This window comes from Akkermansia sp. RCC_12PD, assembly GCF_036417355.1.
In the GTDB taxonomy this organism is placed as follows: domain Bacteria; phylum Verrucomicrobiota; class Verrucomicrobiia; order Verrucomicrobiales; family Akkermansiaceae; genus Akkermansia.
Window position 1 is genome coordinate 2808213 of sequence record NZ_CP143889.1, and the last position, 16533, is coordinate 2824745.

13 protein-coding genes are annotated in these 16533 nt (G+C 58.1%); 4 read left to right on the plus strand and 9 right to left on the minus strand.

Annotation, left to right across the window (positions count from 1 at the left end):
- Positions 1 to 41: 41 nt before the first annotated feature.
- Together V3C20_RS11875 and V3C20_RS11880 are read right to left on the minus strand one after the other, a co-directional pair.
- Positions 42 to 2228 carry a family 20 glycosylhydrolase gene (locus tag V3C20_RS11875; RefSeq protein WP_161981265.1) on the minus strand — a complete coding sequence of 729 codons (2187 nt, stop codon included), beginning with the start codon at positions 2226 to 2228 and terminating at the stop codon, positions 42 to 44.
- A gap of 85 nt (positions 2229 to 2313) precedes the next feature.
- Positions 2314 to 2751 carry a hypothetical protein gene (locus V3C20_RS11880; protein ID WP_130082735.1) on the minus strand — a complete coding sequence of 146 codons (438 nt, stop codon included), beginning with the start codon at positions 2749 to 2751 and terminating at the stop codon, positions 2314 to 2316.
- A gap of 235 nt (positions 2752 to 2986) precedes the next feature.
- Here V3C20_RS11880 and V3C20_RS11885 point away from each other — a divergent pair, with 235 nt between their 5' ends.
- Both V3C20_RS11885 and V3C20_RS11890 read left to right on the plus strand, forming a co-directional pair.
- The gene (locus V3C20_RS11885; RefSeq protein WP_130082734.1) at positions 2987 to 4372 is read left to right on the plus strand and encodes an MATE family efflux transporter; all 1386 of its coding nucleotides are present in this window, start codon (positions 2987 to 2989) and stop codon (positions 4370 to 4372) included.
- A gap of 215 nt (positions 4373 to 4587) precedes the next feature.
- On the plus strand, positions 4588 to 6087 hold the full coding sequence (locus V3C20_RS11890; protein WP_130082733.1) for an alpha-amylase: 1500 nt from the start codon (positions 4588 to 4590) through the stop codon (positions 6085 to 6087).
- Positions 6088 to 6170: 83 nt separating this feature from the next.
- Here V3C20_RS11890 and V3C20_RS11895 read toward each other — a convergent pair whose 3' ends face one another.
- Positions 6171 to 6620: a YhcH/YjgK/YiaL family protein gene (locus tag V3C20_RS11895; protein ID WP_130082732.1), complete on the minus strand. Its 450-nt coding sequence runs from the start codon at positions 6618 to 6620 to the stop codon at positions 6171 to 6173.
- Positions 6621 to 6971: 351 nt separating this feature from the next.
- Here V3C20_RS11895 and V3C20_RS11900 point away from each other — a divergent pair, with 351 nt between their 5' ends.
- Positions 6972 to 7676 (plus strand): PEP-CTERM sorting domain-containing protein, encoded by a 705-nt coding sequence (locus V3C20_RS11900; protein WP_130082731.1) that lies wholly within the window; start codon positions 6972 to 6974, stop codon positions 7674 to 7676.
- A 239-nt stretch (positions 7677 to 7915) separates the two neighbouring features.
- The gene (locus tag V3C20_RS11905; protein WP_130082730.1) at positions 7916 to 8401 is read left to right on the plus strand and encodes a MerR family transcriptional regulator; all 486 of its coding nucleotides are present in this window, start codon (positions 7916 to 7918) and stop codon (positions 8399 to 8401) included.
- Positions 8402 to 8407: 6 nt separating this feature from the next.
- Here the strand turns inward: V3C20_RS11905 and V3C20_RS11910 are convergent, their stop codons facing one another.
- The 6 genes from V3C20_RS11910 to V3C20_RS11935 all read right to left on the minus strand — a co-directional run bounded on the left by V3C20_RS11910 (position 8408) and on the right by V3C20_RS11935 (position 16491).
- The gene (locus V3C20_RS11910) at positions 8408 to 9028 is read right to left on the minus strand and encodes a flavodoxin family protein (protein WP_130082897.1); all 621 of its coding nucleotides are present in this window, start codon (positions 9026 to 9028) and stop codon (positions 8408 to 8410) included.
- Positions 9029 to 9235: 207 nt separating this feature from the next.
- Positions 9236 to 10282, minus strand: a complete 1047-nt coding sequence (locus V3C20_RS11915) for a carboxymuconolactone decarboxylase family protein (protein WP_149873411.1) — start codon at positions 10280 to 10282, stop codon at positions 9236 to 9238.
- Between the two features lie 8 nt (positions 10283 to 10290).
- Positions 10291 to 10869, minus strand: a complete 579-nt coding sequence (locus V3C20_RS11920; RefSeq protein ID WP_238623747.1) for a flavodoxin — start codon at positions 10867 to 10869, stop codon at positions 10291 to 10293.
- 459 nt (positions 10870 to 11328) lie between these two features.
- On the minus strand, positions 11329 to 12006 hold the full coding sequence (locus V3C20_RS11925) for a hypothetical protein (RefSeq protein WP_130082729.1): 678 nt from the start codon (positions 12004 to 12006) through the stop codon (positions 11329 to 11331).
- 233 nt (positions 12007 to 12239) lie between these two features.
- Positions 12240 to 15329 carry an efflux RND transporter permease subunit gene (locus V3C20_RS11930; protein WP_130082728.1) on the minus strand — a complete coding sequence of 1030 codons (3090 nt, stop codon included), beginning with the start codon at positions 15327 to 15329 and terminating at the stop codon, positions 12240 to 12242.
- A 10-nt stretch (positions 15330 to 15339) separates the two neighbouring features.
- Complete coding sequence (locus tag V3C20_RS11935; RefSeq protein WP_130082727.1) at positions 15340 to 16491, minus strand: efflux RND transporter periplasmic adaptor subunit; 1152 nt, start codon at positions 16489 to 16491, stop codon at positions 15340 to 15342.
- Positions 16492 to 16533 lie beyond the last annotated feature (42 nt).

Here is a 16533-nt window from a genome sequence, read left to right on the forward strand (position 1 = left end):
AACGGTTCCATGCCTTTCTTTTCCGCCTCTGTTTCAGAATTTCACGGTTTCCGGCCTGGGTCCGTGGAAAATTTCAGACCGGGGAATTCCTTTACGTTGCAGCCGGGCGTTTTGGGATTCACCTGCACCGGGACGAAGGTGAACATCCAGCGGCGGGTGCTGTTGTTGTTCGGGCTTTTTACCAGAACGTGGTTCCAGCCTTTCTTGAGGGTAATCATGGCAGGTTCACGGAAATGGTAGTTTTCATCCACCATCACGCCGCCATTGCGCGGCCTGGCCCACTTGGGAGGCTCAATTTCCTTTCCGTTGACGAAGAACCTGGGATTCGCATGGAACCACTTGCCCGGCACGCTGGCGGGGCCGTTGCGCCAGTCCGACGTGGCCCAGGTGTGGCCGCTCACCCAGAAGGGGACCGTCTGGGCCTTGGGGGAATAAATGTAGGTCTGCGCGTAATAGGTATGGTTCTTGTGCGGGAAGGCCCCCATTTTCGCTCCGTTGAACAGCGTCGGGAAATCGCAGTAATGCTTGAAGATGACAGTGGCGCCGGTGTAGTCGTCCTTGGACCATGTGTAGGTGACACCGCCAATTTCATAGGAATCCTTCATTTTTCCGCTCTTGACGTCTTCCTCCGGACCAAATTCCGTTTCCGTCTTCCCTCCGTGGGGAATGGGCCCCAACAGCTTCCACGGAATGTTCGCCTGGCGCACGTAGTTGAACTCCTTGTTTACGAAGAAGCGGTCCCGGATGGCGAGCACGCGGTTTTCATAGTCCGCAAAGCCTTTCAGGAGCGGATCCCCCTGCACGGGAAGGTTGGAGAAGTATTTCATGTACTCGTCCTGGTTGGGGTCCCTCTGAAACTTTTCATGCGGATTGTTCCACAGGGGTTCCGAAACGAAAGCCATGCCGGCGTAAACGGGCGTCTGGAGGACCTGGTTGCGCGGGTCCGTAATCTCCAGGTCCGGCCATGAGCAGAGGATCATGCCCAGCCCTTCAGCATTCTGGAACGGGCATGCCCGGCGGAAGTACATGGTCATGGCCGTTTCAAACGGATCAATGTGGTTCAGGTAGGTTTCCAGGGAATCGATATACTTCGACCCGTCGGTAGGCCATGCCCGGCGGTTCTGGCGTCCGGACCACAGGTGCTGGATGGAGCCGTTATAGCCCTTCGGATTCAGGCCGGGCTGCCACCTCATGGGCGTGCGCCCGCAGGACTCCACCGCATGGATGTATTCTTTCAGAATGTCATCGTTCACCTGCTCGTCCTTGCCGTGGGCCTCGTCCGTGCCGATGTGGATGATGGGCATCTTTTCCTTGGGAACCAGGGAGCACATCTCCTTGATCAGGGCCACCAGGGCCTTGGTGGCCTTTTCATCGCTCATCTTCACGTTGAGCGCCTTCCGGAAGGCCTGGCTGTGCCCCGGCATGTCCATCTCCGGAATCAGCAGAATATTGCGCAGGCGGCAGTATTCCACCAGCTGCTTGAACTCCTTCTGCGTATAAAACTTGCCGGGCATGCGCGTGAAGTTCTTCGGATCGTTCAGTTCCGGATAAATTTTGGATTCCAGCCGCCAGCCTGGATGCTCCGTGAAATGAAAATGGTACACGTTCAGCTTGAGCTGGCCCATGGAGTCCAGTTCCTGGGCGATCAGGGGCAGCGGCATGTAATTACGGCCCACGTCGTTCATGAATCCGCGGACCTCAAAATCCGGCCAGTCCACGATGTCGCAGGCGGCAATCGTCGTTTTCCCGTCCCGGCGCAGAAGAAGCTGTTCCAGGGTTTTCAGTCCGTAATAAAAACCTTTGGTGTCCCTGGCCGTGATCAGGGCCCCGCCGGGAGTCACCCGCAGGGAATAGGCCTCTTCCTTCAATTTGGGATTTTCCGTGCCGGCCTTCACGTCTCCCTGCACGAATTTGACGGCAAACGCCCCCTCCTGGGAAACCTGCACCCCGTGGCCGGCCAGGAAGGACTTCAGCTCGGACACGATAAACTTCATTTGTTCCGGATAGGAAGTACGGGCTGGCGCCGGGGCCTGGATGCGCACGGACTGGACGGGGACCGCCCTGCCGCTCCACTTCACCTGCTGGGGCATGGGGACCAGCGGCGGCCGGTCCGCCGGGAACATCCGGTAATTGGGGCCGTTGGCGGGGAAGGCGGGAGCCGTGTCCTGCCCCAGAACGCCGCCGACCGCCAGACAAAGGCAGATAACTGGCAATATAAAGGATTTCATACGACGCATGATACATATCCGGGAAAAACGTTCCTGTCAAACTTCAGCGTCATTCCGGCCCGGTTTTGCAAAAAGACCAGAGCTTTTATTCCGAAACGGGAGTGGCCGCCGCTGGCAGGCTGTCTTCCACTTCCCCGGTCACGCCGTCAATGGCCACGCCGCGGCGCACGGCATAAAGCCCGGCCTCATCCCCGCTTTTTCCGGATACGAACGCCCAGTAATAGGACTTCCGGTCATGGTAGCACGCCCATTCCCCGCCAACGCCGGGGCGGACCTCCATCAGGAGGGAATAGGAGTCCGCTGGAGAAACCGTGAATCCGCGCGGGGTCTCCAGGCCGGCAGACGGGAAGGAGCAGATTTTTCCCCTCCAGACCAGTTCCAGAGGCGAGGACGACAACAGGCCGTCCGCCAGATGGCTGGCCGCCAGCATCTGGTGCGCTCCGAACATGGGAAGGCAGGACACACAAAGGGACAGGGAGCAACAGGCACCGGCGCTCAGAAAAAAACGAAGGGGAAAAGACATGGGCGTGCTTCGAGAAATTGCGGAAAGGAATCAACTCCCAAACGCTTCCCCAGTCAATTAAAAAGCCGCCGATTTCCGGGAAAGAAGGAAGAATGCCTGCACGGCGCGGAAGACGGGCCTTTCATGCGGCGGCTGGAAATGAAGCGGAGCCTTCCCGGCCCGGACAGGGGGGCCGCTTGACATCCCTTTTTTACACTCCTATAGTTTGCACTCCGTTGAAAGAAAAGCCGGAGTCATGACAGCCCAGTCACGCAACATCTCGGAATTGGAAAACGCATCCGTCTGGCGTCTTCTGGTCCAGTATTCCCTGCCCTCCATCGCAGGCATGGTGGTGTACTCCCTGTACAACATTATTGACAGCGTGTTCATCGGCCACGGCGTGGGGCCGCTTGCCCTTTCCGGCCTGGCGGTCACCTTCCCCATCATGAACCTGACTTTCGCCCTGGGAACGCTGGTGGGCATAGGCGGTGCGGCCATCAGCTCCATCAGACTGGGAAAGAAGGACCCGGAGGGGACGGAACATACGCTGGGGAACGTCCTGGTCCTGAGCCTGATCGCCTCCGTGGTGCTCGCTGTTCCCACACTGATCTTCCTCAAGGAAATTCTGGCCGCCTTCGGAGCCAGCGGGCAAACCCTGGCCTACGGGTATGACTTCATGCTGGTCACCCTGCTGGGGCTCCCCGTCACATACGTCTTTTTCAATCTCAATCACGTGATGAGGGCCACGGGCTATCCGAAAAAGGCCATGGGCTCCACCCTGCTTTCCGTAGGCATCAACATTGTTCTGGCGCCAATCTTTATCTTCTGGTTCAAGTGGGGCATCACCGGAGCGGCGTTCGCCACATTGATCGCCCAGATTGCCGGCATGGCGCGCGTGCTCATCCATTTTTCAGACAAATCCAGCGCCGTCCATTTCCGCCGCGGCATCTGGAACCTGAAAAGAGCCATCGTTACCGGCATTCTGTCCATTGGGCTGGCTCCGTGTCTGGTGAATGTGTGCGGCAGTGCGGTGGCCATTGCCATCAACAGGCAGCTTGCGGACCACGGCGGGGACCTGGCCATAGGCGCCTTCGGCATCATCAACCGGATTCTCATCCTGTTTGCCATGCTCGTCATCGGCCTCACGCAGGGCATGCAGCCCATCATCGGCTACAATCACGGAGCCATGAAGCCGGACCGGGTGTTGCTCACGCTGAAATACGGGATCATTACGGGCACGGCGTTCACTACGGCGGGCTTCCTGGCCTGCATGTTTTTTTCCCACGGCATTGCCGCCCTCTTTACGGATGACGCACAACTGATCAGCCTGGCCGCGGGCGGGCTCAAGATCGTCATTCTGGCCTTTCCGCTCATCGGCAGCCAGATCGTCATCGGGAACTTTTTCCAGGCCATCGGCAAGGCAAGGCTGGCCATTTTCCTCTCCCTCACCCGCCAGATGCTGTTCCTGCTGCCGTTCCTGCTGATTTTACCGGGGTTCTGGGGACAGACGGGCGTATGGGCGTCCATGCCGCTGGCGGACGTTCTTTCCTCCATCGTCACCCTGTGGTTCATCCGCAGGTTCTTGAAATATTACCGCGGGAAAAACCGGGAATACCTGGCGCAGCCTGCCGGGCAGGTCTAACATTTCCGGCGCTCCTTTTGAGTCCTTTTTAAAGGACATGATACTGGCAGTATGCCTAACGCGCCGCGTTTTACGGACTCTATTTCGATGAGGGCCCCCTAGGAATGAGGCGGAAAGCCCGGACCTTTTCATGGCGTCCTCACAACCGCCTCCGCTCCACCGCGGCGGAAAAAGACAAATGCGGAAAAATTATTCTGCCCAAACTCACAGAGACGATGAAAAACGGAATCATGATGCAATACTTTGAGTGGAACCTGCCCAACGACGGACAGTTCTGGAACAAACTGAAGGAAGACGCCCCCCATCTGGAGGAAATAGGGGTGACGGCCGTCTGGATTCCGCCGGCCTACAAGGGCAAGGAACAGAACGACGTGGGATACGGCACCTACGACTTGTTTGACCTGGGGGAATTCGACCAGAAAAACACCGTGCGCACCAAGTATGGCACCAAGCAGGAGCTCCAGGACGCCATCAAGGCCCTGCACGACCACCATGTGGATGTTTACCTGGACGCCGTGATGAACCACAAGGCCGGAGCAGACTATACGGAAAAGTTCATGGCCAAGGAAGTGGACGAGAACAACCGGGAGGAGGAAACCACGGACGCCTACGAAATTGAAGGCTGGACCGGATTTAATTTCCCCGGCCGCGGAGACAAGTATTCCGACTTCAAATGGCACTGGTACCACTTTACCGGCACGGATTACGACAATAAAACGGGCAAAACCACCGTGTTCAAGATCATGGGGGACGGGAAGGACTGGAGCAGCGGCGTGGATGACGAAAATGGAAATTACGACTACCTCATGTTCGCCAACCTGGACTTCGACCACCCGGAAGTGGTGAAGGAAATGGAAAAATGGGGCGTATGGGTCTCCCGCGAACTTGACCTGGACGGCATGAGGCTGGACGCCATCAAGCATATCAACGACGAATTTATCAAGAAGTTCCTGGCCGCCGTCCGCAAGGAACGGGGAGAGGACTTCTACGCCGTGGGGGAATACTGGAAGCAGGACCTGGATTCCCTGGACGAATACCTGAAGGAGGAACGCTACAAGGTGGACCTTTTCGACGTGCCCCTGCACTACAACATGTACCAGGCTTCCGAACACGGCCGGGATTACGACCTGACCAAGATTCTGGACGGCACGCTGGTCCAGAACCACCCCACCTTGGCCGTCACCTTTGTGGACAACCATGACTCCCAGTGGGGCAGTTCCCTGCAATCAGCCGTCAAGGACTGGTTCAAGCCTTCCGCCTACGCGCTGATCCTGCTCATGAAGGACGGCTACCCCTGCATCTTTTACGGGGATTACTACGGTGTCAGCGGCAATCCGCCCGTACACCGCGGCATCATCGACAACCTGCTGGAAATCCGCAAGAACCACGCCTACGGGGAGCAGAATTACTACTTCGACCATCCGAACACCATCGGCTTTACCCGAGTGGGGGACGAACAGCATCCGAAGTCCGGCGTGGCCGTACTCATCTCCAACGGGGAAAACGGGGACAAGGTCATGAACGTGGGCAAGCAGCACGCGGGAGAAACCTGGAAGGAAGCCACCGGAAACGTGGAGGAAACCGTCACCATTGACGACGAAGGCAACGGCCGGTTCATCGTCCACGGCGGCAACGTGGCCGTCTGGATTCCGGAGGATGCTCCCCAGGACCCCAAGCAGGACGCCCGGAAGGACGATGCCGGGGAAGAAAGCTGATCCATTTGCCGCAGGCGGATGAACACCGCCTGACGGGACTTTTTATCGGCGGTCTGGCCCTTCCGGAATTTTCCGGAACGCGGTCAGGCCGTTTTTACTTTAATTACCAGCTTGCGGATGACGCCTTCCCCAATGCACCCGGCATGGGCGTCTTCCGGGAAAAACACGGCGAACTGGCCGGGCCTGACGGTGAAGGAAGTTTCTTCCGCGTCGTCGTAATGCTGCGCATCCTTCTCCTCCTGGAAGGGTTCGGACGGTTTTTCCAGCACGGCGCGCTCCTTCCAGGTAAAGCGTTCTTCCCGTGAAAGAGGTACGTGGATGTCGATGAACTTGTTATGGACCTCCATCCTGGCCTTTTCCAGGGTCTTCATCGCCGTTTCGTTCACCATCACGATCAGGGCATCTTCCGCAAGAACATGAGGCCCCGGCTCCAGAACGGCCGGATCTGCAGCGCGTACGAAGTCGAAAGCCTGCTTGAACAGGGGATTTAATTTTTCATAACGAGCGGAATCGGAAAGAGAGGCAATAATCATGACAAACAATTCTGTTTAAAGGAAACGCCATTCTAATGTACCAGCAGGCCCCGTCAAATCCTTTGGTAAAATCCATTCAATCCCTGTCCTTCAAACATTATTTGAAACAAACAGTCAATATCTTGGAAAGATAAAAGAACGCTCATCGGATTACGAATCCGTGCAAATCCGCAAAAAGGGGGGAATGAAAAGATAACGCCCGTATGGAGAAGCACGATTGTAAAAGACCTGGGCATCGTTAAACTGCATCTCCTTAACTTTTCCCGGAAATAGAGCTTGGTAGTAAGGGACAAAGTGTAAAAATATTTTCTTGACGCCGGATTCGTAATCCGGCATGTTGAGGCAACAGTCATGAAAAAGATACTCTGCACCCTCTGTTTGGGCCTGGTCTCCCTGGCAGCCTCCGTTTCCGCCGCAACCATTGAGCTGATGCCGGAAATCACCGCCATCACCGGCCAGGGCTACAATTCCGCAGGACGTCTTGCCAACAACAATATCACAGCCGCCGACGTCAAGGCATGGCTGGGACCCGCCGGACGCGCGGACGGATGGTACACCACTACCGGAAACGGTGACATGGGCTGGGGCAGCGCTTCCGTCAATACAGCCAACCAGGCTATCAGCCTTCCCAACATGCCCGGTACGGCCGGGGTCTGCGCCGGCCTGAAAATGACCATTGAAAACATCCAGGCTTATTCCGGACTCACTTTCAGCTTCAGCCTGACTCCTCCCGGAACGGGCCCCACGTACACTTATTCCGTCTGGTATGAAACCACGGACGGAGACCTGGTGGAACTTTGCAGGGGAAGCAGGGGCAACAACGCCTCCCAGTGGAACGTTTCCTACGATGTGACCGATGAACAGCTCGCGGCCATGAAGGAAAACGGCAACGGCAAGGTTTACACTGTCATCGGAAGTTCAGGGGGCACCAACGGCAACAGCGGAACCATCCGCGATATTTCGCTGGAAGGCACACTGGCCGTTCCGGAACCAGCAACGGCTTCCCTGAGCCTTTTGGGGCTGGTCGCGCTGATGCTGCGCCGCCGCAGGGTGTAACGGAAATATTCCTCCCGTTTTTCACGGAAAAGGCTGTCCCCCGCGCGGGAGACAGCCTTTTTTGTCGGAGGACCATTCTGGAAAGACGCCCTTCCCCCATGGTCCGCCATCCCCGCAATTTACCTCCTTTCCTCCCCCCTTCGTGTTCCGGGAATCCCCTTTCGTCATGCGCCATGGTAAATGCTTGCCTTTCCATCTTCCCCGGAATATTAGAGTAACTGTAACCATTCCTCAAAACGATGATCAAGCAAAAGCCCAAACTGGGCACTTACAAAGCCTCCCACGACCGCACCCCCAAATATACGGTCAAGCAGGTGGCGGACATGATGGAAATGTCCGCCTACACCATCCGTTATTATGAGAACGTGGGGCTGATTCCCGACGTGGACCGCAGCGGCGGAAACGCCCGCATGTTTTCTGAATACACCCTGGGCTGGCTCCGCCTGGTTCACTGCCTCCGCATGACGGGGCTTCCCATTGAGGAGGTCAAACACTACATCGACCTGTGCCAGGAAGGGGATTCCACCATTCCGGAACGGGCGGAACTCATCTTCAAGCAGGAAAAAAGCCTCAGGAACCAGCTCCGCGTGCTGAAAAAGCAGATGGAAGTGCTGAAATACAAGAAGAAATTCTACCAGGACCTGCTGGAAAACCGCAGGCCGGACAGCTGCAATCCCCTGAACCACGCCCCCGCAAACGAACCGAACATCACGCCGGAGGACTGAACGCGGTTACCGGATGAAATTGGTTCCCACGCGCGGTTCTTCCTCCGGAAGGGGCACTCCCGCCAGCTTTCCCGCTTCAATGCTTTTCAGCAGCCAGGCCATGTTCCGGCCCAGCGTCCTCATGATTTGCAGGCCTTCCAGGTCCTTGAGGACTTCGTCCGGCGTGTTCCCGTGAACCATGTTCCAGTACTGGGAGGAGACGATGGGCATGGAGCTGAACAGCAGGTATTTATTCAACTGGTCAAGCGTGGCGGTGCTCCCCGCCCTGCGGCAGCTGGTGACCGCCGCGCCGGGCTTGCCCCTGAACCGGGCCGATGCGGCATAAAATATCCGGTCCAGGAAGGAGCTCATGTCTCCCGCCGCTGAAGCGAAATGAACGGGGGAACCAAACACGAAGCCGTCGCAGCCCGGGACTTTTTCAAGGAACAGGTTCACGCAGTCATTCCGGAAGCACTTGCCCGTTTTCCGGCATTCCCCGCAGGCGATGCACCCGGCTACCGGATGGCTGCCTATCCAGAAAATTTCCGTTTCCACGCCGCAGCCCTCCAGCGCCCCTGCAACTTCCTTCAGCGCCGTATAGGTACACCCGTGTTCATGGGGGCTTCCATTGACGAGCGCCACTTTCAGCTTTTTTCCGGAGGCGGCGGGAACGGTTTCCGCGGCGGACGCAAAGCCCAGCCCCAGCCCGGCTCCGGCGGCGGCCATGCCCATCTGTTTCAGGCTCGCTCTGCGCGAGATGCTGCTTGAATTATTCATCATGGATGGTCCTATTACAAAAAAGAGGGGGAAAACATCCCCCTCTTTGTCATGATCCGTTTTCTGTTCCGGACGATGCTATTTCCCTCCGGCGGCCTCCGCGTATTCCTTATCCGTCACGGGGCCGCCCCAGATGGTTTTGTTGGAAGCGGCTTTAGGAGTAATGCCGATGTGGACGAATTCGCTGTCCGGAGCCGCTCCGTGCCAGTGCTCCGTATTTGCCGGGATTTCCACCACGCTGCCGGGCTCCAGGCGGCGCGCCTTCCTGCCGCGTTCCTGGTAATAGCCCGAGCCCTCCGTGCAGAACAGCACCTGCCCCACGGAATGGCTGTGCCAGTTGTTGCGCGTGCCGGGGGCAAAGGTGACGTTGTAGGCGGACATGTCGTAGTCCCTGTTGTCCACCATCATGGCCACCCAGGCCTTCCCGGTGAAATTGGCGGGGGCGGGATTGCCCTTCGGGAAAGGGTCGTCCCTTCCGGCGGAGCCGGAAATATTCAGGATGGCGTCCACCTGTTCGTCCGTCAGGCCGTTGTATTTGCCGATGCGGATGTGGGAGTTCAACTGGCTTTCCGTGCCCTTCATGGAGGCCAGAGCCGCAATGGTGGCAAGCTCCCGGGTTTTCCAGTCAAGATTGTCGCGCCCGAAGATGTCGCCGAAGAGGTGGGCTTTCAGGAACTCGTCAATGGCCGGGGCAAACTGGAAAAGCTCGCCCTTGACCGGAGCGCCGCAGAGTTTTGTCTGGTTCTCCGTGCCGAATTCGATGCTCCTGCCAGCCGGAGGGGCTCCGGCTTCCGCACCCTCCCTGTCGTTGATGCCGCGCGCGGCGCGCTCCTTGGACAGCTCCATCAGGGAGCTCAAAGCGTTCAGGCTGCGGGGGAAACCGCAATAGGCATACATCTGGACGAGAACTTCCCTGATCTCGTTCAGGCTGAGTCCGGCGTCCAGCCCCGCGGCCAGGGCGGTTTTGAGTCCGTCCATGTCGCCGCGGGCGGTATGGGCGCTGATGGCGGCAATCTGCCGTTCCTTTGGCGACAGGGCTTCCGTGCTGTTGTTCATGGTCTGTGCTTCCGTGTGGTTCATCAGGAAAAGGAGGGAACAGGCCGTTCCCAGAAGGATTCGTTTCATCAGGCGCATTATTTGTTGATGGTGATTGTGTCATTGACCCACTTGGCCAGGGCGGCCCGGGACGTTCTGATTCCGTCGCCGGCAAAGGCGCCGCCCTTGAGAACGGAGGACTTAGGGCACAGCTTGCGGACCGCGTCCGCGCAGCGCGCCATGCCGCCGCCCCCATGCGTCACAAAGGGAATCACCGTCTTTCCGGAGAGATCATGCCCCGCCAAAAAGGAGGAAACGGGAGGGGCGATCGTGCTCCACCAGTTGGGACTCCCGATGAACACGACGTCGTACTTCCCGAGGTCCTCCACCCGGGCGCTCAATTTCGGCCTGGCTCCTTCCTGAATCTCTTTCTTGGCCTGCACGGTGCATTCCCGGTAATCGGCGGGATAAGGCTTGACAGGCTTGATTTCAAACAAGGTTCCTCCCGTTTCCTTCTGGATCTGGGCGGCCGCGTACTTCGTGTTGCCGCCCCAGGAATAATAGGCGATGAGAATCCTGGACGGTTCCGTGGAAACTTTGGGCTGTTCCTGGGCTGAACATCCCAGCCCGGTCAGGAGTGACGCCGCCACGGCGGCTATGATTGATTTGCTCTTCATGTCTGGTGTTCCGGTGAATGGTTGACCTGTGCACCGGTCCGTACCGGGCCGGTTCATCCGGGGAAAGCCGTACTCCGGCGCTTCCCCTTGTCTCCTGTTTAAAGGTTACAGTTACTGTAAGTCAACAGGATTTCATGAAAAACTTTTTCTCCAGCTTTTCCGGCAAAGATGGAATATTGCCCCATCAAAGGAAAATCCCCATGCTCCTCATTCCGGCATGAGCCGCCCACATTCGTGAAGATCAACGGCTTTCTGCCGGGCAGAAAAAAATTCCACGCCCCGCATGACGCGACGGAACCGCGACCGCATGCTATTTGCCATCAGTACACATCCGGTACGTTATTTTGATCCGTTCATGACCTCCGGCCATTTGGGAAGGCAAGCGGCTTCAGTACCTTTCACTTATCTCCAATTTTGGAAAAGGAAAGGCGGGAGAATAGAGAGAATCCGGGCGGGGACCTATTCCTTTATCCGATCAATATAAACTATTTCCGGTGTGTCCCCGTTGAACTTGAGTCCGTAAAAATTCGTGATTATTTGCGTCCTCACCTGTCCCGCTCTTTTTTTAAGGGTGAGACGGATTTTTGCCACCGCCTCATAATCAAATAAATTGTTGTCTTCCGCCTTGTTTGCCTTCACATCCAACAAATCCGTGGCAAAAATTTCATAAGGGCGGGTATGGTTTTTTATATCTTTCCTGATAAAAGACTTTTCCACCTGCCCTTTATCAAAATATTTAAAAATGCGGTCCCCGAAACATGCCATCTGTCCCTCTACATCTCCGATGTTCGTGAAACGGCAATGATTTTCAACCAGTTCACGTACTTTCTTTTCCTTGTTTTGGGAAAGGTCCACAACAGAAAGAACGGTTTCAGCCGGTTGTTGAGGCTCTGCCGAGCCTGCCACAGAAGTCCGGGATGGAGGAGGAGAAACTGAAGTCCCGTTATAGTTCAAATGTTCTATATGAAGAAGATGATCTACATGTAAAAAAGGAAAACTTATCACTCCGCCAATAATGGACAACCATCCCAGGCCTTTTGCACTTATAAAATCCATAAATCGTATTTGTCTTTTGGGATTGAGCTGAAATTTCGCATGATGGAACCATATTTTAAACAATAAGTCAAACTTCAACACTCAACAGGGTCGGCAGGATTCCGTTTCCAGCACGTTCCCGCAACTCCCATTTCTTTATCAACTTCCAATGTTGACCATTCCGCGCAGGCAGGGAAAAATCCGGCATTCAATTTTTTCCCAGCCCCGGAAATCATGAAGAATGACCGGACCCTGTAAAATCCGGGATAGGGAATATTCAACGGGGTTGCCCCGCTAGCGGAACAGCCCCGTTTCCCAGGGAATTTTCCGGAGCATCATACCTTCTTTCTCTTCCCAGCCGTCAGGCGGAAGAAGAGGGGAACCAGGAAAACGGCCAGCACCGTGGCGGTGATGATGCCGCCCAGCACGCCCGTGCCCACGGCCTGCTGCGCTCCGGCGCCCGCGCCGCGCGCAAAGGCAAGCGGAATGACGCCCGCGCCGAATGCCAGGGAGGTCATCAGGATGGGGCGCAGGCGCAGCTTGGCCGCCGTTACCGTGGCCTCCATTATTCCCATGCCGTCGCGGTACAGTTCCTTGGCCACTTCCACGATCAGAATGGCATTCTTGGCGGAAAGGCCGATGGTGGTGATGAGGCCCACCTTGAAGTAGATGTCATTGGGCATGTCCCGCAGGAAGACGGCGAGCAGCGCCCCGATGAGCCCCAGCGGAACCACCAGGATGACGGCGAAGGGGATGGACCAGCTTTCATACAGCGCGGCCAGCACTAGGAACACGATGAGGATGGAAAGCCCGAACAGGAGGGAGGCTTGGGAGCCGGCCTGCTGTTCCTCATACGACTGCCCCGTCCATTCAAAGCCGATCCCCGGAGGCAGGGAGGAGGCAATCCGCTCCATGGTCTTCATGGCGTCCCCACTGCTTTTGCCGGGAGCGGCGGAGCCGTTGATGGTGAAGGAGGGATAGTTATTGTACCGGGTGAGCTGTGGCGGTCCGGCCGTCCATTCCAGATCGACGAAGGAGGAGAGCGGCAGGAGGCTGCCCGCTTCATTGCGCACGTGCAGGTCTTCAATGTCGTCCCCGCTCAGGCGGCTCTTCCCGTCCGCCTGGATGATGATGCGGCGCACCTGGCTGCCGTGCATGAAGTCCCCCACATAACTGGAGCCGAACATGACCGCCAGGGAGTTGCTGATTTCCGTCATGGGCACGCCCATGGAAAAGGCCTTGTCCCTGTCAATGGAGACGTCCAGGCGCGGCGTGTCCGCCTGGCCCATGAAGTGGACGTCCGCCAGGCTGGGGTCCGCAGCGGCCCGGCTGAGCAACTCCTCGCGGGCTTCCACCAGGCGTTCGTAGCCGATGGCGCCGTGGTCCTGGAGCCGGAAGTCGAACCCGGAGGAGTTCCCCAGTTCCGGCAGGGCCGGCACGTTCATGGCCAGGACAAACATCTGGGGGTCGCTCATGAAGCGGCCATTGATCCGGTTGACGATTTCACCGACGCCCAGGGCCGGGTCCGTGCGCTCGCTCCAGTCCTTCAGGCCGACGAAGAGCATGGCCATGTTCGTCCCGCTGCCGAAGAAGCTGAAGCCGCCCACGGAATAGACGTGCTTCACCGGTTCGTTCTTCATCAGGTAGTCTTCCACGTCGCGCAGGCGGGCGCTCGTTTCTTCCTGAAGGGTGCCGGGCGGCAGAGAGACAAGCACCATGCAGCTCCCCTGGTCCTCTTCCGGAAGGAAGGAGGAAGGCAGCGTGAGGTACAGGTATCCGGCCCCGGCAATGACGAGGACGTACACGAAGAGGGAACGGACGGGCCGCCGGATGATGCCGGAGACGGTTTTTCCATAGCGTTCCGTGGAGCGGTTGATCGTTCTGTTGAACCAGCCGAAGAAGCCCCTCTTGTCCTGATGCTCCACGGAAGAGGGTTTCAGCATGGCGGCGCAGAGCGCGGGCGTCAGGGAAAGGGCCAGGAACGCGGAGAAGGAGATGGAAACGATCAGGGTTACGGAGAACTGCCGGTAGATATTGCCCACGGCCCCGCTGAAGAAGGCCATCGGGATGAACACGGACACCAGCACCGCGGTAATGCCCACGATGGCGCCCCCGATCTGCTTCATGGCCTTGATGGTGGCCTGCCGGGCGTCCAGACCCTCCTCCTGCATGATGCGCTCCACGTTTTCCACGACGACAATGGCGTCGTCCACCAGGATGCCGATGCTGAGCACCATGCCGAACATGGTGAGCATGTTGACGGAGAATCCGGAAATCCACATGACGGCGAAGGTTCCCAGCAGGGCTACGGGAACGACGAGCGTCGGAATCAGCGTGGCCCGGAAGTTCTGGAGGAACAGGAACATGACCAGGAACACCAGGCCGATGGCTTCCAGCAGCGTGGAGACCACCTTCTGGATGGAAATTTCCACAAAGTGGGTGGTCTCATACGGGATTTGGTAGGAAACGCCGGGAGGAAAATCCTTGGACAGTTCGTCCATCTTGTCCCTCAGCAGCCCCATGGTTTCCACGGCGTTGGAGCCGGGGGCCATCTTGATGGCCATGCCGGTGGCGGCCAGTCCGTTGCACCGGGAGAAGAAGGAGTAATTGTTGGCGCCCAGTTCTACGCGCGCCACGTCCCCCAGCTTGACGGAGGAGCCGTCCGGGAGCGTTCTCAGCGCAATGGCTTCGAAGTCTTCCGGCGTGTGCAATTCCTCGCTGGCCACCACGCTGGCGTTGATCGGCGCGTTTTTGGAGACCGCCGCGCCGCCGATGTCCCCGATGATGATGCGCTCGCTCTGGGAAGCTACGGCGCTGACGATGTCCGTAGGCGTAAGCCGGAGGGCTTCCAGCTTTTCCGGATCAGGCCAGATGCGCATGGACATTTCCGCCCCGAACAGCTCCACGCGGCCCACGCCCTTCACGCGCTTCAATTCAGGAATGAGGCGGGCGGAGGCAAGTTCCCCCAGCTCCGTGCCGTCCAGCGCCCCGTCGGAGGACAGGGAAATGACGGCCTGAATGTTGTTGGAGGATTTTTCCACGAACACCCCTTCCCGGCGTACGGATTCCGGCAGGCGGGATTCCACGATTTTCAGGCGGTTCTGCACTTCCACGGCGGCAATGTCAGGGTCCGTCCCCTGCTGGAAGGTGACGGCTATTTCCACCATGCCGTTGGAGTCGCTGGTGGCGGACATGTACAGCAAGTCCGGCGCGCCGTTGATTTCCTTCTCAATGACGGCGGTAACGGCCTCCTCCGTAATTTGGGCGGAGGCCCCCGGATAAGTGGTGCGGATGGTGATGACGGGCGGTGCGATGTCCGGGTACTGCGCCACGGGCAGCATGGGAAGGGCCAGCAGGCCGACCAGGGAGATCAGCAGGGCCACCACCCACGCGAAAATGGGACGGTTAATGAAAAAGTCAGGCATGGTCTGGCGGTCAGTTGGAGTTTTCCAGAGGAGCGGCCTCTTCCTTCACGCTCACTTTCATTCCGGGCCGGAGGAACATTGTCTTGCTGGTGACCACCCTGTCCCCGTCCTTCAGGCCGGAGGTGACCAGCCATCTCTTTTCATTCATGGTTTCCGTTGTCACCGGGCGGCTTTCCAGAATGCCGTCCTTCCCGACGACCAGGACGGAGGCGCCCTGCGCCGTGCGCATCACGGAATCCCGCGGCACGGAAAAGACATGGTTGCGGACGGCCTTGTCAAAGACCAAGCGCACGTAGCTTCCGGGAAGCAGTTCGTGGTCCGGGTTGGGGAACTGCGCCCTCATTTCAATGGTGTCCGTGCCGGGGTCCACCGCCATGTCCGAGAAGAAGAAATGGCCCTTATGCGGGTATTCCTCTCCGTTGGGGAGCAGCAGCCGGACCTTGATTTCTTCCAGCGGTATTTCCTTCCACAGGCCGGAAAGAATGGCCCTGCGGAGCCTGCTGCGCTGGGAGGCGGGGGAACTGAAACGGACGTAGATGGGGTCTATCTGTTCCACCGTGGTCAGGTGGGTGAACCCGTTCTGGTCCACCAGCGCCCCCTTGGTGACCAGGGCGCGGCGCACGCGCCCGGAAATGGGGGCCGTCACATTGGTGTATTCCAGGTCCAGCCGGGCCCGTTCCAGGGCGGCCTTCGCCGCGGCGTATTCCGCACGGGCGCGGGCTTCCTCCGCCACGGACTGCGTGTGCTCCCGGCCGCTCACGGCCCCCTTGGAAACCAGGGCGGAATACCTTTTGGCCTTGTCCTGCGCGTCCGTCAGTACGGCCTGCGCGCGGTCAAGGGCGGCCTTGCACTCGTCCAGCGCCGCCTGAAGCGGCTCCGGTTCAATCTTGAACAGCAGGTCGCCCTGTTTGACGTTCTGCCCTTCCTGGTAAAAGCGTTCCTGAATGATGCCGGTGACGCGTGCGCGCACCTCCGCCTGAAGGAAGGCCTCCATGCGGCCGGGCAGATTGGAGGTGACGGGGATTTCCTCCCCGCGCACCGTCATCACCGTCACTTCGGGTTCCGGCATCATCATGGGGTCCTGCACGCTTCCGTCGTCCCGGCAGGAAGAGAGGAGAGGCCCCGCGGCAAGAAATAAAGAGAAAATAAATTGGGATTTCATTTGGCAAACAAGGTTGAACATGCCGGGAAAAGGATACTTGTC